This window comes from Pedobacter yonginensis (genome assembly GCF_003173595.1).
Classification (GTDB): Bacteria; Bacteroidota; Bacteroidia; order Sphingobacteriales; family Sphingobacteriaceae; genus Pedobacter; species Pedobacter yonginense.
This window is the reverse complement of the sequence record NZ_QGNZ01000002.1, coordinates 766,017-789,514: the sequence shown is the minus strand read 5'-3', so window position 1 is coordinate 789,514 and position 23,498 is coordinate 766,017. Positions and strand designations below refer to the sequence as shown.

19 protein-coding genes are annotated in these 23,498 nt (G+C 37.4%); 11 read left to right on the top strand and 8 right to left on the bottom strand.

Annotated features, from left to right (window positions below; genetic code table 11):
* Nucleotides 1–11: 11 nt before the first annotated feature.
* The gene (locus DHW03_RS10230; protein ID WP_109925675.1) at nt 12–461 is read right to left on the bottom strand and encodes a protein-disulfide reductase DsbD N-terminal domain-containing protein; all 450 of its coding nucleotides are present in this window, start codon (nt 459–461) and stop codon (nt 12–14) included.
* Between the two features lie 3 nt (nt 462–464).
* A complete protein-coding gene (locus DHW03_RS10225) occupies nt 465–1,241 on the bottom strand; it encodes a biotin--[acetyl-CoA-carboxylase] ligase (protein WP_109925673.1) in 777 nt (258 codons plus the stop codon).
* A gap of 44 nt (nt 1,242–1,285) precedes the next feature.
* On the opposite strand from DHW03_RS10225, the gene rsfS reads away from it, so the two are divergent.
* The 4 genes from rsfS to DHW03_RS10205 all read left to right on the top strand — a co-directional run bounded on the left by rsfS (nt 1,286) and on the right by DHW03_RS10205 (nt 5,668).
* Complete coding sequence (gene rsfS / locus DHW03_RS10220; protein ID WP_109925671.1) at nt 1,286–1,660, top strand: ribosome silencing factor; 375 nt, start codon at nt 1,286–1,288, stop codon at nt 1,658–1,660.
* A 27-nt stretch (nt 1,661–1,687) separates the two neighbouring features.
* The gene (gene ftsH / locus DHW03_RS10215) at nt 1,688–3,787 is read left to right on the top strand and encodes an ATP-dependent zinc metalloprotease FtsH (RefSeq protein WP_109925669.1); all 2,100 of its coding nucleotides are present in this window, start codon (nt 1,688–1,690) and stop codon (nt 3,785–3,787) included.
* Between the two features lie 88 nt (nt 3,788–3,875).
* A complete protein-coding gene (locus tag DHW03_RS10210) occupies nt 3,876–4,520 on the top strand; it encodes a LutC/YkgG family protein (RefSeq protein ID WP_109925667.1) in 645 nt (214 codons plus the stop codon).
* A gap of 71 nt (nt 4,521–4,591) precedes the next feature.
* The gene (locus DHW03_RS10205) at nt 4,592–5,668 is read left to right on the top strand and encodes a 3-oxoacyl-ACP synthase III family protein (RefSeq protein ID WP_109925665.1); all 1,077 of its coding nucleotides are present in this window, start codon (nt 4,592–4,594) and stop codon (nt 5,666–5,668) included.
* Here the strand turns inward: DHW03_RS10205 and DHW03_RS10200 are convergent.
* The 5 genes from DHW03_RS10200 to DHW03_RS10180 form a co-directional block, all read right to left on the bottom strand.
* Nucleotides 5,665–7,152, bottom strand: a complete 1,488-nt coding sequence (locus tag DHW03_RS10200) for a tetratricopeptide repeat protein (protein ID WP_109925663.1) — start codon at nt 7,150–7,152, stop codon at nt 5,665–5,667. The two genes, DHW03_RS10205 and DHW03_RS10200, sit on opposite strands and share 4 nt — an antisense overlap.
* A gap of 162 nt (nt 7,153–7,314) precedes the next feature.
* Nucleotides 7,315–8,058, bottom strand: a complete 744-nt coding sequence (locus DHW03_RS10195) for a zinc ribbon domain-containing protein (RefSeq protein ID WP_109925660.1) — start codon at nt 8,056–8,058, stop codon at nt 7,315–7,317.
* A complete protein-coding gene (locus tag DHW03_RS10190) occupies nt 8,058–9,155 on the bottom strand; it encodes a Nif3-like dinuclear metal center hexameric protein (RefSeq protein ID WP_109925658.1) in 1,098 nt (365 codons plus the stop codon). The genes DHW03_RS10195 and DHW03_RS10190 overlap by 1 nt, the downstream gene beginning before the upstream one ends.
* Nucleotides 9,156–9,311: 156 nt before the next feature.
* A complete protein-coding gene (locus DHW03_RS10185; RefSeq protein ID WP_109925656.1) occupies nt 9,312–9,680 on the bottom strand; it encodes a TM2 domain-containing protein in 369 nt (122 codons plus the stop codon).
* A gap of 5 nt (nt 9,681–9,685) precedes the next feature.
* Nucleotides 9,686–9,931 (bottom strand): DUF2752 domain-containing protein, encoded by a 246-nt coding sequence (locus DHW03_RS10180; RefSeq protein WP_240618525.1) that lies wholly within the window; start codon nt 9,929–9,931, stop codon nt 9,686–9,688.
* A gap of 261 nt (nt 9,932–10,192) precedes the next feature.
* Between DHW03_RS10180 and mfd the strand changes: the two genes are divergently transcribed.
* From mfd to DHW03_RS10155, 5 genes are all read left to right on the top strand, one after another.
* On the top strand, nt 10,193–13,531 hold the full coding sequence (mfd, locus tag DHW03_RS10175) for a transcription-repair coupling factor (protein ID WP_109925652.1): 3,339 nt from the start codon (nt 10,193–10,195) through the stop codon (nt 13,529–13,531).
* Between the two features lie 19 nt (nt 13,532–13,550).
* Nucleotides 13,551–13,769 (top strand): DUF3820 family protein, encoded by a 219-nt coding sequence (locus tag DHW03_RS10170; protein ID WP_109925650.1) that lies wholly within the window; start codon nt 13,551–13,553, stop codon nt 13,767–13,769.
* A 336-nt stretch (nt 13,770–14,105) separates the two neighbouring features.
* On the top strand, nt 14,106–15,188 hold the full coding sequence (locus tag DHW03_RS10165) for an efflux RND transporter periplasmic adaptor subunit (RefSeq protein ID WP_109925648.1): 1,083 nt from the start codon (nt 14,106–14,108) through the stop codon (nt 15,186–15,188).
* Nucleotides 15,189–15,212: 24 nt separating this feature from the next.
* A complete protein-coding gene (locus DHW03_RS10160; RefSeq protein WP_109925646.1) occupies nt 15,213–18,383 on the top strand; it encodes an efflux RND transporter permease subunit in 3,171 nt (1,056 codons plus the stop codon).
* Nucleotides 18,376–19,809, top strand: a complete 1,434-nt coding sequence (locus DHW03_RS10155) for a TolC family protein (protein WP_109925644.1) — start codon at nt 18,376–18,378, stop codon at nt 19,807–19,809. Before DHW03_RS10160 ends, DHW03_RS10155 begins: the two co-directional genes overlap by 8 nt.
* Before the next feature lie 48 nt (nt 19,810–19,857).
* On the opposite strand, the gene DHW03_RS10150 is transcribed toward DHW03_RS10155, so the two are convergent.
* Complete coding sequence (locus DHW03_RS10150; RefSeq protein WP_109925642.1) at nt 19,858–20,574, bottom strand: DsbA family oxidoreductase; 717 nt, start codon at nt 20,572–20,574, stop codon at nt 19,858–19,860.
* Nucleotides 20,575–20,786: 212 nt separating this feature from the next.
* Between DHW03_RS10150 and DHW03_RS10145 the strand changes: the two genes are divergently transcribed.
* The gene (locus tag DHW03_RS10145) at nt 20,787–21,554 is read left to right on the top strand and encodes a hypothetical protein (protein ID WP_109925640.1); all 768 of its coding nucleotides are present in this window, start codon (nt 20,787–20,789) and stop codon (nt 21,552–21,554) included.
* A 363-nt stretch (nt 21,555–21,917) separates the two neighbouring features.
* A complete protein-coding gene (locus tag DHW03_RS10140; RefSeq protein WP_109925638.1) occupies nt 21,918–23,498 on the top strand; it encodes a hypothetical protein in 1,581 nt (526 codons plus the stop codon).

Below are 23,498 nucleotides of genomic sequence, written 5' to 3'. Positions count from 1 at the left end.
AAGTTCGTTCGTTATTTAACTGGAACACTAAACTCAACCTCTTCTGGTGGAAGGCATTGCTTATCATTACAAACCATAAACTCAACCTTACCTTTAACCACAGTGGCGGCTTTATTGAGCTTTATCTTCTGTTGGAACACAACAGATTTCTCGAAATAACTCACGTTCATTTTAAAGGTGCTTTCATATTTAACGATAGCTTTTGGTTCGGTTGTTTTTCCAAGCAAACTAAAATCCTTTGATGGAGAAAAAGTAAATGTTGTTTTTACAGGCCCGCCGTCTTTAATATTCTGAGAATAAATATGCCATCTATCCTCTATGTTTGCTTTGATGTAAAGTACTGCTTCTGTTTTACTTATTTTCTTTGCCGCATAAGACCAAGTTACGGGCTTTTCAATTTGGGCAAAAGCCCCTGCAATAGTGAAGAGTACCATTGACAGTACTAAGGTGATTTTTTTCATGTGTTATTTTGTGTGTGTAAATTCTATTTCTTTAAAGTTAAAGCTTTTTAAACCCGCTTCCGTTTCCATAACCAAACGTCCACTTTCTTCAACTCCAGTTATCTTGCCTTCAAAAACCTGACCATTTTGCTGATAATGAGCTAATGTACCAAAGTTATACAGACGTTTAAAGTATTCCTTTTGTAAAATTATATAATTACCAGATTTCAAAATTAAGTAGTATTTCTCCATAAACACTACAATTTTCTCCATAACAGCCGCTAAAGGCGTTTCCTTTTGTAAAATTTGAATTACCGACGTGGCTTTGTTGGTTAAATCTGACTTAAACGTTTGTTGATTAATATTTAAGCCAATGCCAATAACTGATGATTTTATAAATGATCCTGTCAGTGTGTTTTCAATCAATATACCACCCAACTTTTTACCGCCAGTATAAATATCATTAGGCCATTTAACCAACACAGGCTGGGGTAAAATGTGGTTTAGCGCTTCGCTAACAGCTAAACTAACAGCCATATTCAAATAAAACTGTTTATTTAATGGCAGGAAATTTGGTTTTAGGTAAATACTTGTACTAATGTTTTTACCTGCTTCTGTTTGCCAAACGCTTTCTTGCTGACCTCTTCCGGCAAATTGATTGTCTGCCATAATTACAGTCCCTTCGGGTAATGGCTCGGATTTTGACACCAAATTCTTTAAAAAGTTATTAGTAGAATCAACCTCTTTTAATTTGATTAAATTTTGACCAACAAATAGTGTCGAAAAAGTGTTATTTTGCAAGTGTTGAATTTATATTATTGTAATTCCAAAATTAAATCATTTTAATGGTAAAAAAGAAAATAGTAGCCCTTTCTACATACCTTTCAGAGTTAGCCGTACAAGGCATACAAGAAAAAAAAGGAGAAGATATAGTGCGGTTGGATCTAAGAAACATTCATACATCGGTAGCGGATTATTTCATTATTTGCAGTGCCAACTCTGGTACGCAGGTAAAAGCTATTGCCGATAGCGTAGAAAAAGAAATATACAAGGCTACCCAGGCAGACCCACGACATAAAGAGGGTTTTGAAAGTGCCGATTGGATTATCTTAGATTATTTTGATGTGGTTGTGCACATATTTAAAACCGAAAAGCGCCATTTTTATGGCATAGAAGAACTTTGGGGCGATGCAGAAAGCACAAACTTTCAAAGCGCATAGCCCTTAAAACCATTTTGAAAAAGACAAATGAACGATAATCAAAATACAAACGAAAACAAAAAGCCAGGAAAAAGACTCCCAAACATCCCAAAAAAACCACAAAAGGGATCGAAGTTTAATATTTTCTGGGTTTATGCCGCAATTATAGTTGCCATTATTGCTGCTCAATTTCTATTCTCTACCGACGGAGGTAAAAAAGTAGAATATCCAGAATTTGAAAGTAAAATGCTTTTAACTGGAGACGTTGAAAAAATTGTTGCTTACAAAGCTGAAGATCTTGTTAAGGTTGAGGTTTACATCAAAGAAAGCAGTTTAAAAAAACCAGAATACCAAAAGTATAAAAGCAATAGCTCTTTTGCTGTATCAACCGGACCAACAGTTTATTTTAACGCCGGAACAATGGATGGCTTAGATAAGCAATTGGCAGAATCACAAAAAAACCTACCACCAGACCAACCTAGAATTTTAGCTGATAAAGAAAGTAGAAGCAATCCTTTTCTTGGGTTGCTAATTAATATTGGCCTGCCTTTATTACTTCTTATTGGTTTTTGGATCTTTATGATGCGCAGAATGGGTGGTGGCGCTGGCGGCGGCGGGCAGATTTTCAGTATTGGAAAATCTAAAGCCACTTTATTTGATAAAGAAAGCCAAGTGAACATTACTTTTAATGATGTTGCTGGTTTAGAAGAAGCCAAGCAAGAGGTTATGGAAATTGTAGATTTCCTTAAAAACCCTAAAAAATACACCAACCTCGGTGGTAAAATTCCTAAAGGTGCCTTGCTAGTAGGTTCTCCGGGCACAGGTAAAACTTTATTGGCAAAAGCCGTAGCAGGTGAGGCTCAAGTTCCTTTCTTCTCCCTATCAGGATCTGATTTCGTAGAAATGTTTGTGGGTGTTGGTGCTTCTCGAGTACGAGATTTGTTTAAACAAGCCAAAGATAAAGCACCATGTATCATCTTTATTGATGAGGTTGATGCTATCGGACGTGCTCGTGGAAAGAATAGCGTAATGGGTGGAAACGATGAGCGTGAAAATACATTGAACCAATTACTGGTAGAAATGGATGGTTTCGGAACAGATTCTGGAATTATCATTCTTGCAGCAACCAACCGCCCAGATGTATTGGATTCGGCATTGTTGCGCCCAGGTCGTTTCGATAGACAAATTTCTATCGATAAGCCAGATTTAGTTGGTCGTGAACACATTTTTAATGTGCATCTAAAACCTATTAAAACATCATCTGAAGTTGATGCGAAAAAATTATCGGCACAAACTCCAGGTTTTGCAGGGGCAGAAATTGCCAATGTTTGTAATGAAGCGGCTTTAATTGCAGCTCGTAAAAACAAAGAATCGGTAGATATGCAAGATTTTCAAGACGCTATCGACCGTGTAATTGGTGGTTTAGAAAAGAAAAATAAAATCATTTCACCAGAAGAAAAGCGAATCGTTGCTTATCACGAAGCAGGGCACGCCATTGCGGGCTGGTTCTTAGAGCATGCCGATCCATTAGTTAAAGTTTCTATTGTTCCCCGTGGCGTTGCTGCCTTAGGCTATGCGCAATACCTGCCTAAAGAACAATTTTTATACACTACCGAGCAGCTAACTGACGGAATGTGTATGACAATGGGTGGACGTGTTGCAGAAGACATTACTTTTGGTAGAATTTCTACAGGCGCACAAAACGATTTAGAGCGCATTACGAAATTGGCATATGCCATGGTAAGTATTTACGGTATGAACGAAGTGGTGGGTAATGTTTCTTTCCACGATCCTCAAAATGAATACAACTTTAACAAACCTTACTCTGAAAAAACTTCAGAATTAATTGATGTTGAAGTACGCAAATTGATTGGCGACGTTTACATTAAAACTAAACAATTGCTCATCGACAAGCGAGAGGGTTTAGAGAAACTTGCTCAGAAACTTTTAGAGAAAGAAATTTTGTTCCAAACAGATTTAGAGGAGATTTTAGGCAAACGCCCATTTGATACACGTACCACTTACGATGAATTCGTTAATGGTACAGGAGATCAAACTCCAGCTGCAGAAGGCCTAATTCACGATGGTGTTGGAAATACCGACATCGAAAAAGAAGTTTCTGGACTTCCTGCATCAGAAAAGGAATAAGTGCATGCATTAAATTGCATATAAACACAATTATATATAAGTTTGAAACCTTGAACCTAAAAAATTCGAGGTTTCATTTTTTTAGACAATGAAGGATAATACGACCGCGAAAGAACAGATGCTAAAAAAGATTCGGAAGGCGCTTTTAGAGAAGCGAGAAAATCCGTATCCAAATTTAGAAGAAAGCCCATTGTATAAAAAGAATGATGATCCCTTAGAGATTTTATTCGCAGAGCAGTTAACCGCTGTTTCTGGTAACTTTATTTTTTGTGAAGATGGGATTGATTTCATAGAAAATATGCTCCAGCTGGCAGATCAATTCAAATGGAGAAAAATTTATTGCTGGGAACCAGAGCTTCAAGATTTTCTATCGAAGTATGAATTCCCTTTTTACCAAACGGATAAAGATTTTGAACAGGCAGAGGTTGGTATAACCTTATGCGAAGCATTAATTGCCAGAAACGGAAGCGTAATGGTAACCAACCAAAGTGCAGCAGGGAGGAGATTAAGCATTTTCCCTCACCATCATATTGTTATCGCCCGTACGAGTCAATTGGTTTTAGATTTGAAAGATGGCTTTCAATTGTTAAAAAATAAATATGGTACGCAAATACCAACAATGATTAGTAACATTACAGGGCCAAGTCGCACAGCTGATATTGAGAAAACTTTGGTGCTAGGAGCACATGGTCCGAAGGAGCTTTTTGTTTTCCTAATTGACGATTTTTCTTAAATAATTTCCATTTCTAATTTATTAACCATAGTTTTATACTACATACCGTTTTAGTATGCGGTATTATAATTATGAGCACATCTATAAATACGATAATTACCGGTACCGGAAGTTATATTCCTGACAACATTATTTCTGGGAATGAATTTCTTAATTCCACATTTTTTGAAAATGGAAGTCTGCTTGAAAAAGACAATGCCGAAATTATTCATAAATTTTCAGAAATTACGGAGATTGTTGAAAGGCGATATGCTTGCCCAAATCAATTAAGCAATCAAATTGGTGCAATTGCTGCTGAAAGGGCGATTGAAAATGCGGGTATAGATAAGGAAACATTAGATTACATTATCTTTTGCCATAACTTTGGCGATATTCCATTAAACAGCAATCGTATTGACGTTTTGCCAGCATTAGCTTCAAAAGTTAAACAGCAACTGGGCATTGTTAATCCAGATTGTGTGGCTTACGATATAATATTCGGTTGCCCAGGTTGGGTTCAGGGAGCCATTCAAGCTAACTATTACATCAAAAGTGGCGATGCCAAACGGGTTTTGGTTATCGGCGCAGAAACATTGAGCCGAATTATTGATCCACATGATCGGGATAGCATGATCTTTTCTGACGGTGCAGGGGCGGTAATTTTCGAAGCAGATGAAAGCGGAGAGAAAAAAGGGATGTTAGCACACAAAACGGAAACTCACGCCGTTAATTATGGCAATTTATTGGTTATGGGCAAAGGCTCGCATCCTGAAGAAACCAGTGGAAACTACTACCTAAAAATGAATGGCCGTAAGCTATATGAATTTGCGGTTGTACAAGTACCCCAGGTGATTAAAAAAGCGATTGATAAAGCTGGCTTAACTGTAGAGGATGTTAATATTGTTTTTGTACATCAAGCCAATGGCAAAATGGATACCGCCATTATGAAACGCTTGTTTAAATTGTACGGAAAAGATACCATACCCGAAAACCTAGTTCCAATGACGATTTCTTGGTTGGGAAACAGCTCGGTAGCCACCATACCAACCTTATTAGATTTAGTGTTGAAAGGTGAGGTTGAAGGCTATAGAGTTAAACCTGGCGATGTTGCTGTTTTTGCATCAGTTGGTGCCGGCATGCACATTAATGCCTTTGTACATCGTTTTTAATTGCTCAACCTTCGTAATCCTGCTTTAGCCTGGCTTTCTATACTGCTTTCATATTCGTGATTTTTCATCGCAATGGCAATATTAAAAGCCTCTCTTGCTTTAGCTGTATTTCTTCTTTTTTCATAAACTTTGCCCATTTGTAGTGCAGCATTGGCAGCAAAGTAATATTTCAAATTTTTACCTTGATTTATGGTTGCTTGGTAGGCGGTTAACGCTAAATCATCCTTTCCCAAATCATCATAAATCCTTCCCAAGCGGTAATTATATTCAGTTTTATCCTTATCTGATGAATAATTGCTCACATTATCAGCTCCCAAGGTTTGGAGTGCTTTAGTTAAATACCCCCCGTCAAACAGTAATCTGGCTTTTAATAAATCAACCACAGGAGTTGGAGCAGCGGCTTCGTTTTGCGCCTGCTTATCCTTTTCATTATAAGTGTAACCATTATTGCTTACTTTCGAAACGTATGCTGAATAAGCTGTTTTATCGCCTTTTAACAAGGCAATCCAAGCCAAATGAAGGTTTGCGTCTTTAATGTAATTTACCCCTTTGTTTGTTTGCAAAAATCGGTTAAAGTAGGTTGATGCGCCCAAGTCCAATTTATTTAAATGTGCAATGCCTTCTAAATAATCTAAATATGGAAAAGGTTGATAAACACCGCCTTCAGGTTTTTTGGCTAGAATATTTATGGCTTCCTCGTTATGGCCATTTTTAATGCACACGTAACTCTGAAGATAACTCTTTAATAAACTTGTGTCTGCAATGCGATCGGTATACCGCATGGTTTTAACATAAGCTGATGTACTATGGGCTACATCTGTTAACACATAGGCATAATAAAACACCACTTCCTCGTAAAAAGGTTCATAAGATGATTTTGGGAGATTATCTACCAATTTTTCGAACATGTTAAGGCCATTCTGTAAGTTCCCTTTGATGCCAAATGTAGAAAGGGTACTTTTTAATGCGCCATCGGGTAGGTTTCCCAATACCGCATTGATTAAGCCCAAGCCTTTAAAGTTGAGTTGAAAATTTGGAAACTTCTTGTTATTCTCTTGAAGTTGTCCACTCGCTTTTCTGATTTCCATTGCTGCATTGAAGTATTCGCCATATCGGCCACGAATTAATGCCCATTGCAAATTAATTTCTGCTTGAGCATAAAGACAGTAGGGAGATTTTGCATCATCATCGCTAATCTGATCCAACCGAGCAGATTTATTTCCTTTAAGACGATCAAATTCAGCCTTGCTGTCTGACGTGATTAATGTAAAATAATCTACATAATTCTCTAACAGGGGGATAATTGAATTATTGGGGCGGAGCTTCTTTTCGGTGGCAATGTAGGCCTTTGCATTACCCAACTTAAGCTCAAAAATACTTTTATAAGCATTTAGGCAGTTTGCATTGAAATCAAAATTGGCAAATACAGAAATCGGGAGCGATAAAAAAACTACAATTGGAAACAGGCGTAAGCTTTTAATCATTATTAAATGGTGTTTCTGACTAGATTACAATTTTGGATGTAACCTAAATTCACATTAAACAAATATGAAGAATTAACGCAAAATATACATTCTTGTTTTGTTCAAAACGAAAAACGTCCCGATAAAAATCGAGACGTTTTAAATAAATATTTAGCTTATAATTTAAGCTTCAGCTACTTCTTGTGTTAAGGCCTCATCAACCAAAATACGTCCGCAATGCTCGCAAACGATAATTTTCTTACGTTGACGGATGTCTAATTGACGTTGAGGTGGGATTTGGTTAAAACAACCAGAGCAAGAATCACGATCGATGGTTACAACTGCTAAACCGTTAACGGCATTTTTGCGCAAACGTTTATAAGCAACCAATAAACGCTCTTCAATTTGAGGCTCTGCTTTATCAGCTTTCTTTTGTAAATCTTGTTCTTCTTTTTCGGTTTCTGCCGTAATTACACCCAATTCAGCTCTTTTAACTTCTAAATCTTTTTTTCTGCCTTCCAATTCAGCTTGCGCTGCTTCGAAAATTTCAGTTTTAGATGTGATTTCAAAACCGTGTTCTTTGATTTTCTTTTCAGAAACCTGAATGTCTAATCCTTGAATCTCAATTTCCTTTGTTAAAGCATCGTATTCACGGTTGTTTTTAACTTCTTTTAATTGAGTATCGTATCTTTTGATGGCCGCTTGGGCATCTTTAATCGTGTTTTTACGAGTTACGATTGAATCTTCTAAATCATCAAGATCGGTTTTGATTTTAGAAATTCTAGTTTCTAATCCTAAAACATCGTCTTCAAGATCGGCAACTTCCATTGGTAGTTCGCCTCTTACCTGACGAATTTTATCAATTTTTGTGTGGATATTTTGTAATTCGTATAAAGCCTTTAGCTTTTGTTCTACGGTTTGTTCCATTAAAACAAGTAATTTATGGGGTTTGTATTTTGCTCCGTTAAACGGATTGCAAAGTTAGTAAATTTTTTCTGAATAATTTCAAGCAATAAATTTGAGGTAAATTGTTCAGTTTCAAAGTGTCCGATGTCGGCAATGATCAATTTTTCCTCTGCATCGAAAAACTCATGGTATTTAAAATCGGCGGTAATAAATGCATCCGCTCCCACAGCAATTGCTTCCTTTAGTAAGAAACTTCCAGAACCACCACAAACGGCAACTTTTTTAATCCTTTTATTGATTACCTCTGTGTGTCTTACCACTTTAGCTTGCATTCTATCTTTCACCAAATGTAGGAAATCATAGGCGTCCAGATCATATTCTAACCAACCCACCATGCCTGAACCTACCAATTGATGCTTATTTTCTAATTTATAAATATCGTAAGCAATCTCTTCATAAGGATGATTTTCGAACAAGGCAACCAAAATTTTGCGTTCGGCTTGACTTGGGTAAACCATTTCTATCCGAACTTCTGATTCTTTATGCCTAATGCCTTTTTCACCTACAAATGGATTTGCGTGTTCGTTGCCTTTGAAAGTACCGAAACCATCGGTATTAAAACTGCATTCGCTGTAATTGCCGATATTGCCTGCCCCTGCATAAAAAAGCGCAGAACGCAATTGCTCGGCTTGCGCCTGTGGGCAATACGTAACCAGCTTTTTCAATAATCCAGCTTTTGGCGAAAGCACTTTCGTGCCGGTTAGGCCTAAACGTTCGCAAATTCTTGCATTTACGCCGGTATGAATGCTATCAAGATTGGTGTGTATGGCGTATAAAGCAATGTTGTTTTTAATGGCTTTTAGCACTACGCGCTCCACATAATTTTTTCCATTAAGCTTTTTCAAACCCTTAAACACAATTGGATGATGGGTGATGATTAAATTGCATCCCGTGGAGATGGCTTCATCTACAATTTTTTCAATACAATCTAAAGCAACCAAAGCACCATGAATTTCCATATTTGGATCGCCAACGATCAGCCCTGAATTGTCATAATCTTCTTGATAATTAAGGGGGGCAATGCTTTCCAAGTAATTGGTGATCTCAGCTAATTTCATTTTATAAAGATATGTAATTTGGGGTTTTTAGAATAAATATTTTGTCAATCTGAACCGAACAAAAAAATCCGAACTCAATTGATCATCAAGTGCGGATTTAAACTTTGTGGTTAAGCAAAGGGTAAAAAAGGTCGTGCTGTTTATTTCAAATTTTGATTACTGAAAACCACCCATTCTCACCATCTGTAAGCTTTCGAAAACCATTTTCTGGTTGTGCTCGAAAGCAAGGGTTTTATGATTTACTACATCAATGATTGACCCAATGAAACATAAACCAGCAGTAAACAAATACAATATTCCCATCCCAATTTGACCAATAATAAATCTTTGCAAACCCGGAACGGCGAACAAACCGATTAAGCAAAATATCAACATATCTGAAGGGTTTTTCCGTTTAGTGCTGTAAACCATCAAAAAGTTTCGCAATTGTTGTTCGGTTAATCCGGTTGTTGCTTGTTGTAAATATGAAAATTCCTCTGGTGTTATACCTGGTAACGACATAAGAGGTGATTGAAATATATCCATGGTTTCTATTTGTTTGTGGTTAAAATTTTATAATTCTTATTATATGTTAGTGTGTAAATCCGATACAGTATAATTAAAAGTGCCGGCAGCCCAAACCAATGTTCGCTAAAACTATTGGAAAATTCGCCATGTAAAATATGACTTATTGACCGTCCCAATCCACATCCTGGACACCAGTTCTCAAAGCCCAAATTTGCCAGAGGACAAAGTGTAAAGTGATGGTAATGAGCATTAGTAGTTGCCAACAACATCAAAGCCGTAATCCAGAAAAAAAGTTCTAGCGGAAAGGTTTTGATGTACTTCATGTTTTGCTATTTATATATTTTAGAGGTAAACGGATAGGCTTTGTTACACGTTTTAGGCTTATTTCGACGAAAAGTATAAAAAATTCGACGAATTGGGGTAATACACCGAGAAACATAATTTGATCTGCAATGTTAAACACACCAAAACTTAAAAAACCTTTACAGAACTTTGCGGTTAAATATAAAAGATAACCTTATTTTTGTGTCTTGAATATCCGCGATTTAATAAATAGATATAAAACCGACGAAAGGGTAACCGAATTTACCAAAGCGTTAAACGGCTCTAAACATCCAAAAATCCAATTAAAGGGATTGGTGGGTTCTGCCGATGCCATTGTAGCACTTTCATCGTACTTCCTACTTCATAAACCCTTACTTTTTGTTTTTCCTGATCGGGAAGAGGCTGCGTATTTTCAGTCTGATTTAGAAAGTGTGCTGGATAAACAGGTTTTGCTTTTCCCTTCTTCTTACCGTAAATCGTTCGATTTTACTCAGGTAGATACGGCAAACGTATTGGCGCGTGCGGAGGTTTTAAACGAACTAAACCATGATTCGGAGTACGGGAAAATTGTGGTTTCTTATCCTGAAGCCATCGCAGAAAAGGTTATTGATCGCTCTGCTTTAGAGAAAAACACTTTAGAAATAAGTATTGGCGCTAAGTTAGGAATTGATTTTATCAATGAGTTTTTAATTGACTACGATTTCGATAGGCGAGATTTTGTTTATGAGCCTGGCCAGTTTTCTATCCGTGGTGGAATTGTGGATATTTTCTCTTTCTCTTCTGATTTGCCTTATCGCATCGAATTTTTTGGTGATGAGGTGGAGAGCATCCGAAGTTTCGAAATCGAGAGTCAGCTCTCCGTTGCAGATGTAAAATCATTAACCATCGTACCGAACGTGCAGGCTAAGTTTTTAACGGAAAGCAACATCAGCATTTTAGATTACATCGACCAAGACACACAGCTGTGGTTTAAGGATGTTGAATTTACCTTGGATATTATTAAGGCCGGATATAAAAAGGCTGTAGAACTTTGGAAAGCTTTATCGTTAGCCGATAAAAATCAAAATCCCGATTGGATTGATCCAAAGTTTGCTTTTACAGATGAGAAATTGTTGGGCGATCATTTGCAAGATTTTCCCTTGGTAGAATTTGGGAAGCAGTTTTTTTATCAAACCGAAAACCGATTTGAGTTTGAAACCAAGCCTCAACCATCTTTTAACAAAGATTTTAATCTGCTCATTCACAACCTTAAAGAGAATGAAAAGGCCGGAATTGTTAATTTTATTTTTACCGATTCGCCTAAGCAGGTTGAGCGTTTGTACGCCATTTTAGAGGATATTGATAAAACAGCCAAGTTTACGCCGATTAATAGCATGCTTCGCGAGGGATTTGTTGATCCGCAGATTCAAACGGCATTTTACACTGACCATCAAATATTCGATCGATATTATAAATACAAACTTAAAAAGGGCTACCAAAAAAGCCAAGCCATTACACTTAAAGATCTTCGTGAGTTAAAATCAGGAGATTATGTTACCCACATCGATCATGGTATTGGAAAATATGCCGGCCTTGAAAAAGTTGAGGTTAATGGCAAAACTCAAGAAATGATTCGTTTGGTTTATGCTGACAATGATTTGCTTTATGTAAACATCAACTCGCTAAACCGGATTGCAAAATATAGTGGAAAAGAGAGTGGTGTTCCAAAAATGAATAAGCTTGGAACCGATGCTTGGGATAAGTTAAAAAAAACCACAAAAAAAAAAGTTAAAGACATTGCCCGTGATTTAATTAAGCTTTACGCTTTACGAAAGACCCAGGCAGGCACGGCATTTTCTCCTGATGGATATCTTCAAACCGAACTAGAGGCTTCATTTATTTATGAGGACACCCCCGATCAGTTAAAAGCCACTCAAGATGTAAAAAAGGATATGGAATCACCACATCCTATGGATCGCCTAGTTTGTGGCGACGTGGGTTTTGGTAAAACAGAAATTGCGGTTCGAGCTGCTTTTAAAGCGGTTGCAGAGGGTAAGCAAGCCGCGATATTGGTGCCTACAACCATTTTGGCTCTGCAACATTTCAAAACCTTTTCTTCCAGATTAAAAGATTTTCCGGTAACGGTTGATTACATTAATCGTTTTAAAACCAGCAAGCAAATCAAAGATACCTTAGCAGAGGCCGCCGCCGGTAAGGTTGACATCTTAATTGGCACCCACCGCTTGCTAAGCAAGGATGTAAAGTTCAAAGACCTGGGCATCATGATTATTGATGAGGAACAGAAATTTGGAGTTACTGCTAAAGAACGATTAAAAGCTGTACGGGTAAATGTTGATACATTAACACTCACTGCAACCCCAATTCCAAGAACGCTACACTTTTCTTTAATGGGGGCAAGAGATTTATCCATCATTAGCACGCCACCTCCAAATCGCCAACCAGTAAGCACCGAACTGCATGTGTTTAATGATAAACTGATTCAGGAGGCCGTTCAATTTGAACTCGACCGTGGTGGGCAGGTGTTTTTTATCCATAATCGGGTAAATGATTTGATGCAATTGGGCGGATTAATCCAAAAATTGGTTCCAAAAGCCAGAATTGGTATTGCCCACGGGCAGCTAGATGGCGATGCATTAGAAGATGTAATGCTCGATTTCATCAATGGCGAAAAGGATGTTTTGGTGGCCACAACGATTATTGAAGCCGGTTTAGACATCCCGAATGCGAATACCATTATCATCAATCACGCACACATGTTTGGGCTGAGCGATTTACACCAAATGCGTGGTCGGGTAGGACGGAGCAATAAAAAAGCATTTTGTTATTTGCTCTCTCCACCCTTATCAACCCTAACCTCAGAAGCTAGAAAGCGTTTGAGCGCTATTGAAGAATTTTCGGATTTGGGTAGTGGATTTAATGTGGCCATGCGAGATCTTGACATTCGTGGTAGTGGAAACTTATTAGGTGCCGAACAGAGTGGGTTTATTGCAGAGATAGGCTTTGAAATGTATCATAAAATACTAGATGAGGCCATTCAAGAGCTTAAAGAAGCCGAATTTAAAGGCTTATTCGAGAATGAACCCGCCAGGCCTTTCGTTGGTTTCACACAAGTGGATACCGATTTGGAGTTGTATATTCCAGATGCTTACATTACCAACATCACTGAACGTTATAACCTTTATACAGAGCTTTCTAAGCTGAATAATGAATCTGAATTGGCCGTTTTCGAAAAGCATTTGGCCGATAGATTTGGTCCAGTACCACCACAAGTAAAAACCATGTTAAGCGTGGTGCGTTTACAGTGGCTAGGCAAAAAATTGGGCTTTGAGAAAATTAGTTTCAAGAAAAACAGTTTACGGGGATACTTTTTGAGTGACAAACAATCGGCTTATTTTGATTCGAATACGTTTACCAAAATTTTAACTTTTGCTCAAAATCACCCAAGAATGTGTAATTTAAAAGAGGTAAAAAATACGCTTAGAATTGCTTTCGATAATGTATCCTCTGTTGACGAAGCCATCCAAACTTTAGAACTAATCGATTAAAAAAAACTCGTCATAAATAATGGATCCATCCCTCTTGCTCGATTTAGTGAAGATGCAAATGCCCTACGGAAAATACAAAGGGTATTTAATCTGCAATATTCCTGAGCAGTATTTGCTATGGTATAAAGACAAGGGCTTCCCGAAAGGCAAACTGGGAGATTTAATGGCTACCATGTTCGAAATAAGGGTGAACGGCTTGGAATATTTGTTAACGCCGTTGAAAAACCAGAATCGATAATGACGCTTGCGTGTGTAGCGATTTAGATATTGAAAAAATTGTCTTTGTCAGCGAGAACCGATTTAAAGATAAACTACTTCATTATCTTGCGCAGATCAAAATGGTAAAAGCGCGTCATAATTTCTCCCGCAGATCAAAAAGGTAAACGCAGATTGAATAGAAATGATAAAAAGAAATCAGCGGGAACCCATTATTCATGATCTGAGTGCCATACAATCAGGCCTTATTTATCACTATCGCATCCCTAATTCATAAAAACTTCATAATCGTGTGGTTATTTTGGCATTTATAAGAGGTATTTCAGTACCCTAAATAAAATTGCTAAAAAATCAGATAATGAAAAAAGTTATAATGCTCGCAATGTTCAGCGGATTGCTGTATCAAACAAGTTGTACGTCAAAAAAAGAAGAAAAAGAAGAAGTTGTAACCTATTCTGTTACTTCTCCTTTAAAGATTGACACATCTTTCACTAAAGAATACGTTTCACAGATTAAATCTGTCCGAAACATCGAAATCAGAGCCCAAGAAAAGGGTTTCTTGCAAAACATTTATGTTGATGAGGGCCAACATGTTCATGCAGGTCAGGTTCTATTCAGAATAATGCCAAAAATGCTTCAAGCGGAATTGCTAAAAGCACAAGCAGAAACTAAATCAGCAGAAATAGAACTTGAAAACACCAAATTATTAACCGATAAAAATGTAGTTTCTAAAAATGAGCTCGCCATGGCAAAAGCCAAGCTTCAAGCTGCTAATGCCGAAACTGCCTTGGCAAAACTGCATTTAGGTTTTACTGAGATTAGAGCTCCATTTGATGGAACCATTGACCGTATTCCACTGAAACTCGGTAGTTTGATTGATGAGGGTGCATTGCTTACTAGCCTATCAGATAACAGTCAGGTTTTTGCCTACTTCAATGTATCGGAGCCTGAATATTTAAGTTATCAATCTGCTGCGAAAGCTAAAGGACAGCAAGAAGTGGGTTTGTTACTTGCAAATAATGAAATGCTAAAATCAAAAGGGAAAGTAGAAGTAATTGAAAGTGAATTCAACAACGAAACAGGAAACATCGCGTTTAGGGCAAGATTTAACAATGCTGATAATTTATTGAGAAATGGCGAAACTGGCAAAATCGAAATGGTTGTTCCATTAAAAAATGCCATTGTTATTCCCCAAAAAGCAACCTATGATATTCAGGATAAAACTTATGTTTTTGTAGTGGATAAGAATAATAAAGTGCACTCAAGGGCGATTACAATTGCAAGTGAATTACCTGATTTATATGTAATTAGCGACGGGCTAGCTTTAAACGATAAGATTTTGCTAGAAGGCGTTCAGAAAGTGAAAGATGATGACAAAATAACTTTCAAGTTCCAAAACCCGAATGAAGTTATCAAACAATTGAGATTGAAAACCGAATAATCCACATTTGCCAATACTTATTTTATGTTTAGTAAATTCATACAAAGGCCTGTCCTTTCTATCGTTATATCGCTTGTAATTGTGTTTTTAGGTGTGCTGGCCATAAACTATCTGCCCGTAACGCAATTTCCTTCTATTTCGCCTCCCAAGGTAAACATCACCGCAGAATATCCTGGGGCAAACAACGAGTTGTTAATTAAGTCTGTCGTGATTCCGCTAGAACGTGCTTTGAATGGCGTACCAGGAATGAAATACATTGCATCTGATGCTGGTAACGATGGTGAAGCCTCCATTCAAGTTGTATTTAATTTAGGTACCGACCCTAACCAGGCATCTTTAAACGTTCAGAACCGTGTAGCGGCTGTAACCAATAAACTACCGCCTTTGGTTGTTCGAGAGGGCGTAAAAATCAGTCGTGAAGAATCTAACATGTTGATGTATATCAATCTGTATAGCAAGGATCCGAAAATGAACCAAAACTTCCTTTATAACTTCGCCGATATCAATTTGTTATCCGAGTTAAAAAGGATTGATGGGGTAGGTTTTGCCGATATTTTAGGTGATAGAGATTATGCCATGCGCATTTGGTTAAAGCCAGATCGCATGCAGGCCTACAAAATTTCGGTTGATGAGGTAATGAAATCTCTGGATGAGCAAAGTTTAGAAGCCTCTCCCGGGAAAACTGGAGAAAGTTCTGGTAAACGATCGCAAGCATTCGAATATGTGCTAAAATATTCGGGCCGATTTAATACAAAAGAAGAGTATGGAAACATTGTTTTAAGGGCAAATGCCAATGGAGAAATGTTGCGCTTAAAAGATGTTGCCGATGTCGATTTCAGTGCCGCAGCCTATAATTTATATTCAACATTGAATGGAAAAGCCTCTGCTGCAATTGTGTTAAAACAATCTTATGGAAGTAATGCAAGCCAAGTAATTAAGGATGTAAAGGCCAAAATGGCCGAAATTAAAGAAAGTTCCTTTCCAAAGGGTTTGGATTATGAAGTGAGTTATGACGTTTCGAAATTCCTTGATGCCTCTATCGAAAAAGTAATTCACACCCTTGTTGAGGCTTTTATTTTGGTAGGCTTGGTGGTATTTCTTTTCCTTGGCGATTGGCGTTCAACAGTGATCCCCGCAATTGCTGTACCTGTTTCCCTAATTGGAACATTTGTATTCATGTCGTTTTTTGGGATTACGCTTAACCTCATCACATTATTCGCATTGGTGCTGGCCATTGGTGTGGTGGTTGATGATGCAATTGTAGTAATTGAGGCTGTGCATGCTAAAATGGAACACGATAGAAAAATATCTGTACTGAGGGCCACCCAAGAAGCGATGAAGGAAATCAGCGGAGCAATTATTGCCATCACTTTCTTAATGGCTTCGGTATTTATCCCAGTAACATTTATGTCTGGACCGGTGGGTATTTTCTATCGCCAATTCTCCATCACCATGGCAACGGCGATTATCCTTTCTGGTATTGTTGCTTTAACGCTTACGCCTGCATTGTGTGCCATTATGTTAAAAAACAACCACGGGCAAGCAAAGAAAAAAACTTTTGTTGATTTATTTCTCGACCGATTTAACAACGGTTTTGCCAAGCTTTCAGGTAAATATGAAATTGTTTTAAGCAAAGTTGTGGGCAGGCGTTTGTTGACTTTTGGAGTGTTAATTGTATTTTGTTTGGGCATTTGGGCATTAAGCGGAAGCGTTCCATCAGGCTTTATTCCAAATGAAGATCAAGGTATGGTTTATGCCATTATTCAAACCCCTCCAGGTTCTACTTTAGAGCGAACCGATCAGGTATCAGAGAAGCTTCAGAAAATATGTGAGGACATTGATGGCGTAAAATCCGTTTCATCATTGGCAGGTTATGAAATTTTAACCGAAGGAACGGGCTCTAACTCTGGAACTTGTTTAATTAACCTGAAAGATTGGAACGATCGTAAAAGCTCGGCGGCAGATATCATAAAAGAACTTGAAGAAAAATCGAAATCGATTCCTGGTGCCACCATTGAATTTTTCCAGCCGCCAGCCGTTCCGGGTTATGGGGCAGCGGGTGGATTTGAGCTTCGTTTATTGGATAAGGCAGGTAGCGGCGATTATAAAAAGATGGAAACCGTAGCAAACGATTTCGTAAAAGAGCTTAACAAACGAAAAGAGTTATCCTCTGTGTTTACCTTTTACAGTGCCAGTTTTCCTCAATATATGTTGAAGATTGACAATGACATCGCTCAGCAAAAAGGCATTACTATTGATAACGCCATGAATACGCTATCTACTTTTGTAGGAAGTAATTACGAAACAAGTTTTATAAAATATGATCGGCAGTATAAGGTAATGGTCCAGGCTTTGCCACAATACCGTGCTCTGCCCGAAGACATTTTGAAACTATCCGTTAAGAATGATAAAGATGAAATGGTTCCGTTTTCGGCCTTTATGAAGATGGAAAAGGTTTATGGCCTTTCGGAAATTACCAGACACAATATGTATAATGCCTCTGAAATTAGTGGGCAATCTGCTCCGGGTTACAGTTCTGGCGAAGCCATTGCAGCAATCACCGAAGTAGCCAAGAAGACCTTACCAAGAGGTTTCGGTATCGATTGGGCAGGTATATCTAAAGATGAGGTATCCAGAGGCAATGAAGCCATCTATATTTTCTTGATCTGTTTAGGTTTCGTTTACCTTGTGCTCGCGGCGCAATATGAAAGCTTCATATTACCGTTATCAGTAATTCTATCTTTACCTGTCGGTATTTTTGGAGCCTTCCTCTTTTTAAAACTTCTGGGCTTAGAAAACAACATTTATGCCCAAGTGGCCATGGTTATGCTTATCGGGCTACTTGGTAAAAATGCGGTGTTAATTGTAGAGTTCGCTACGCAAAGGCATGCGCAGGGAGCAACCATTTTAAAGGCAGCCATGGAAGGGGCAAGCGTTCGTTTCCGCCCAATTTTAATGACCTCCTTTGCCTTTATTGCAGGTTTAATTCCGTTGATGATTGCCACCGGACCAGGTAAAATTGGAAATAGAACCATCGGTTCTGCAGCGGCAGGCGGTATGCTTTTCGGTACCATTTTCGGAGTACTCATCATCCCTGGACTTTATTATGTATTCGGTACTATTGCCGCCAAGCATAAACTGATTAAAATTGAAGAAGAACATCCATTAACTGAAGAAATTGAACACAATGTTTAAGAAAAATATATACACAGGGCTCGGATTTATTCTAATCTGCTTAGCCTATACCGCTTGTAAAGTGCCACAGGTAGCTCAGAGAAACGAAAATAAAAATGTTCCTGGAAGTTTCACCACTTCTTTAGATACTTTAAGTAGCGGTAAAGTGCAATGGAGACAGTTTTTCACCGACCCAAATTTGGTTAGCCTGATTGATACGGCCTTAAAAAATAATCAAGAGCTAAACATCACGTTACAGGAGATCGAAATCGCCAAAAATGAAATCAAGACGAGAAAGGGAGACCTTTTACCCACACTTGGTTATCGAGTTGGTGCAGGATTGGAAAAAGTGGGTCGTTACACCAGCAGCGGTGCAGGCGATGCCTCGACAGACATAACACCCGGTAAGGAAGTGCCCGAAGTTTTGCCAGATTATGCTTTTGGCCTTCAAGCAAATTGGGAAGCCGATATTTGGCACAAACTACGAAATGCAAAAAAAGCAGCCTTAACGCGTTATTTATCCAGTGTTGAAGGGAAAAACTTTGTAATCACTAACCTTGTGGCCGAAATTGCAAATACCTATTACGAATTATTGGCTCAAGATAATCAGCTGGAAATTGTTAAAAAGAACATTGCTTTACAAACCAATGCTTTGGAATTGATGAAAATCCAAAAGCAAGCGACCAGAGTTACGGAACTTGCCGTACGTAAATTTGAAGCAGAGGTTTTAAGTTCGAAAAGCTTGGAGTTTGACATTCAACAACAGATTACTGAATCGGAGAACAAAATTAACTTTTTATTGGGCCGCTATCCTCAGCCCATCGCAAGAGATAAAACAAGTTTTACGGATTTGGTTCCCCCAACCATACAGGCTGGTATTCCTGCACAATTGCTATCCAATAGGCCAGATATTAAACAGGCAGAATATGATCTTACCGCCGCCAAATTAGATGTGAAAGTGGCCAAAGCACAATTCTACCCCTCATTAGGCATATCGGCAACATTGGGTTACCAAGCATTCAATCCATCTTATTTGTTAAGAACACCTGAATCTTTAGCTTATTCCTTAGCTGGTGATTTGGCCGGACCACTAATCAATAAAAATGCGATTAAGGCCGAGTATTTAACTGCAAATGCGAAACAACTGCAAGCGGTATTTAATTACGAGAAAAGCATTTTGAATGGATATTTTGAGGTTGCAAATCAACTATCAAACATCAGTAATTTGCAAAAAAGCTATGATTTGAAAAGCAAACAAGTTCAGGCTTTAACCCAATCGATAGAAATTGCCAACGACTTGTTCAAATCGACTAGGGCAGATTATTTTGAAGTGCTCATGACGCAACGTGATGCACTACAATCAAAATTAGAACTTATCGAAACCAAGAAGCAACAATTAAATGCGGTAGTGAATGTTTACCATGCTTTAGGTGGAGGGTGGAATTAAATTCCTTTTACTTCGGTCGCTTATTTCAAGAGCGGCCGAAGTTTTTGATTAAACCTTACAGTTATCCTCATCGCACATTGCATCATTCTTTGTATTTAAGGATGTAATTGTGTCTTTTGGTTGAGCGCTTTTCCATTCGGTAAAACTCTGTGTTAGTGCCTCTGTAAAAGCCTGCACGGGTTGCGCACCAGAAATGCCATATTTTCGATCCAAAACAAAGTAAGGCACGCCACGGATCCCCAAATTCTGGCTTTCATAAAGGTCGTATCTTACAGCTTCTGCAAATTGGTCGCTATTTAAAACCTGTTCAGCCTCTGTTTTATCCAAGCCCATTTCTACGGCAACATCAATCAAGACCGAATTTTCACCCAGGTTTCTGCTTTGTACGAAGTGTGCCTCAAATAATTTTTCCTCGGCCAAATCTTGAAGATTGTGTTTTGATGCAAGATGAATTAATCGATGGGCATTAAATGTGTTTGCAGGAATATTATGATCAAGATCAATAGTCAAGCCCGCATTTGAAGCCATCTCAACCACCTGTTTGGTCATTTGTTTAGCCTGTTCAATGGGCATTCCTTTACTTCTAGAAAGGTAATCGTAAACCGTTTCATTGTTGGTATTGTGGTATTCTGGATTAAGCTGATAACTTTTCCAATCCACCACAATTTCATTTTTGAATGGAAGTTTTTCGATTGCCTGTTCGAAATGCCTTTTCCCGATATAGCAAAACGGACACATCACGTCCGACCAGATCTCTACTTTCATAACGCAAAATTACGGGGATAAATGTTAAGGCAGGTAAACTCAAAGTAAAAACACCACCCAAATTAAGCCGCCCCAATTTGAGTAACAATTTACCCGAACTGGGGAATTTTTACTCGAAAATTATTTTAAATTAAGCACAAATAACTGAAAGTTAAAGATTTAACTATATGGCATATGATTTGACTAATTGCATCACTAGATAAATTATAATTATGAAAAAAATATTTGCTAAATTATTAGGAGCCTGTATGTTTTCGTTAATCCTATTTACCAATATTCAAACACGAGCACAAAATACTGATCAATTAGAGAATGTTGGGATCATAAACAAAGCAACAGTATATCTGACGAGTGGTGAATTTAAGACTGGAGTTGTGGCATTTCATTTATATAATACAGGGGTTTTGCTTTTTTCTGACACTTCTACTTTTAATTCTTTCGATAAATTATACACCCGTAAAAAAAGTGAATTTCAAGTTATTAAAATCGAAGACATTACTAGTGTTGTAACGTCAATGCGAGGAACGTGGTTTGTAAAAAATGCTCAGGGAGCAAAATATTATTTAAAAGAAGGGTTAACTTTTTTCAGATTAGTTTCTGATGAAACCGGAAAATTAAAATTATATGAACGAAAGGTAAGTAATCCAGATAAAGGAAATCGATTAGATTCATTTTATTATGTTACTGATATCGATAATGAACGAAACGTAATTAGTGTAGATGCGGCAAAGTTCATGCCCAATTTTCCTAAGAAAGCAAGCGTATTTTTTGCTGCCTGTCCGGATTTGGCTCAAAAAATTACCGATAAAACCCCCGGGTATGTTCCATTTGAAGAACCTAAATTTAGCTTAAGTGCATTAAAACAAAAAATTAGTGATAATATTAAGAATGGGGGTATAGAACAGCCGAGAGAAGAAGAAAACCCGTTTAAAATTTGGGAAAGGTTACTTAAAGAATATAATTTTTGTATAAAGAATTAAACCATAGCGCCACTTTAACCTAAGCGGTGTTATTGTTAGTAATAGATTTCTATTTATACAACTGATTAAACAAGCCCCAAATTTGCTTCGAGATTTAAAGCTTTAAAACAAAATGGAGATTTTGCTTTTATTTTTGCTAGAGGTGAAGCAAATCAGTCCAACTATATTGTAAAAGTGAGAAAATCAGACGGAGAAGAGATTGATAAGGTTGCGATAGATAATACTCGTCCATTGTATGAAGTAGATTACGCAACAAATAATCTTTACTACGTATACCAAAATGAATTAAGAGTTTTTTCTAAAAAATAGCTCTGTTAAATAGCGGTTCTCCCATTCGGGATAGTCGCTATTCATTCATACATTATGAAAAAAATACTTTTAATAGCCTTAATTCTGGTATCAAAAATTGCTCTTTGTCAATCTACCGATATAGATCGCAAAGAATTTAATTTTGCTTTTGTTCAGCTTCCAAAAACCCCAGTTCTGGATGAGAAAAATCGGAGCTATAGCTTTGATATAAACACGGCAGAAAGTTTGATGGGTGATAAGGCAGATAATTATTTGGAAAGCAAAATTTCCATCCTGGGATTTGAAAAATTATCGAAAAATGGTTACTTAACTATCAACATAGATCTCCAGAATCCGATTATAGTCGAGAAAGATGTTAAGACAATAACAACAAAAAGTAAAGATAAATCAGGGAAGGAGACGATAGACTATACATTTGTTGCTGAAATAAAATATAAACAGGAGGGAATTTGTAAAGTTGCTTGTGTTGATGAAAAATTAAACAAAACATATTCATATTCCGGTATCCGAGAGAATAAGAGTTCAGAATTTAGCATGTACGAGGATGCCAAAAAATATCTAAATCAATTCACGTCATCGGTAGTTAAAGATGCTTTCTTAAACGAAGTTACCAATTCGCTGAATCATCATCTTTCTGTTGATTTCGGATATTCTATTCAAAAAGGAAGAGATTTTTTATGGATGCTCGCTAACACGAAACACTCAGAACAGGCTAAAAATCAGGTTGCATACGAGAGAGTGAAATCTGTATTTGAGAAAATGGAATTTGACAAATCAGTTGCTTCAATGGAAAAAGAGTTGGAGGCTGCAATTGAGTATTACAAAGGATTGGATTTGTTATACAAGGAAGACGAAAGAAAGGATAGGAAAATAAGATATTTAGCTTATTTCAACTTAGCTGTAATTTACAAATATTTAGATCTTCCTGAAAAATCTTTAGAATGGGCAAAAAAACTGATTGAAAATAAATACGACGAATCTGATGGCAAAAGCCTTCTTCAAGATAATCAGCTAATTCTGGAATCCTTTTTGGCTAATAAAGTCAATTCTAGACATATGCCCGTAAATACTAAATTAGATACTAAAGAAACTGAGGTTTTAGCTGATGATGCTTATGTATTAGAACGAGATCCTGCATTTATGCTAGCATACATTATCACTTCCAAAGATACTGTTGCTTCATATATTGGCCTTAAATCCATTCAAACTATTAACAAAAATATTTCAGTAAGGATTAAGGACTCAAAAACAGGTAAGTTTATATACAGAAACTATAGTGCAGCGCAAGTTAAAAGTTTAGTTTTAGCTAACGGAGATGAATATAATTCAGTTACATTCAAAGAAGCTGTTGATGCGGGACTAGGAGCTCCAGTACCTAAATTTGTTAAACAACAATTTATTGGCAAAAAGAATACCTTATATCAATATTATACCGGTGAACTAATTATCTTAAAAACTGGGAGTACAATTGGAGAATCACTATCAACATCCAATTGGATGCTGAACTCTTCCACGAAAATGGCTGAAATGGCAGCCAATTGTCCAACTTTGGCTGAGCGAGCAACAAGCAAAGAATTTAAGAACAACCTAGATGGAATTAAAACCTTTTTGAAGCAACTTGATACTTGTAAGTAA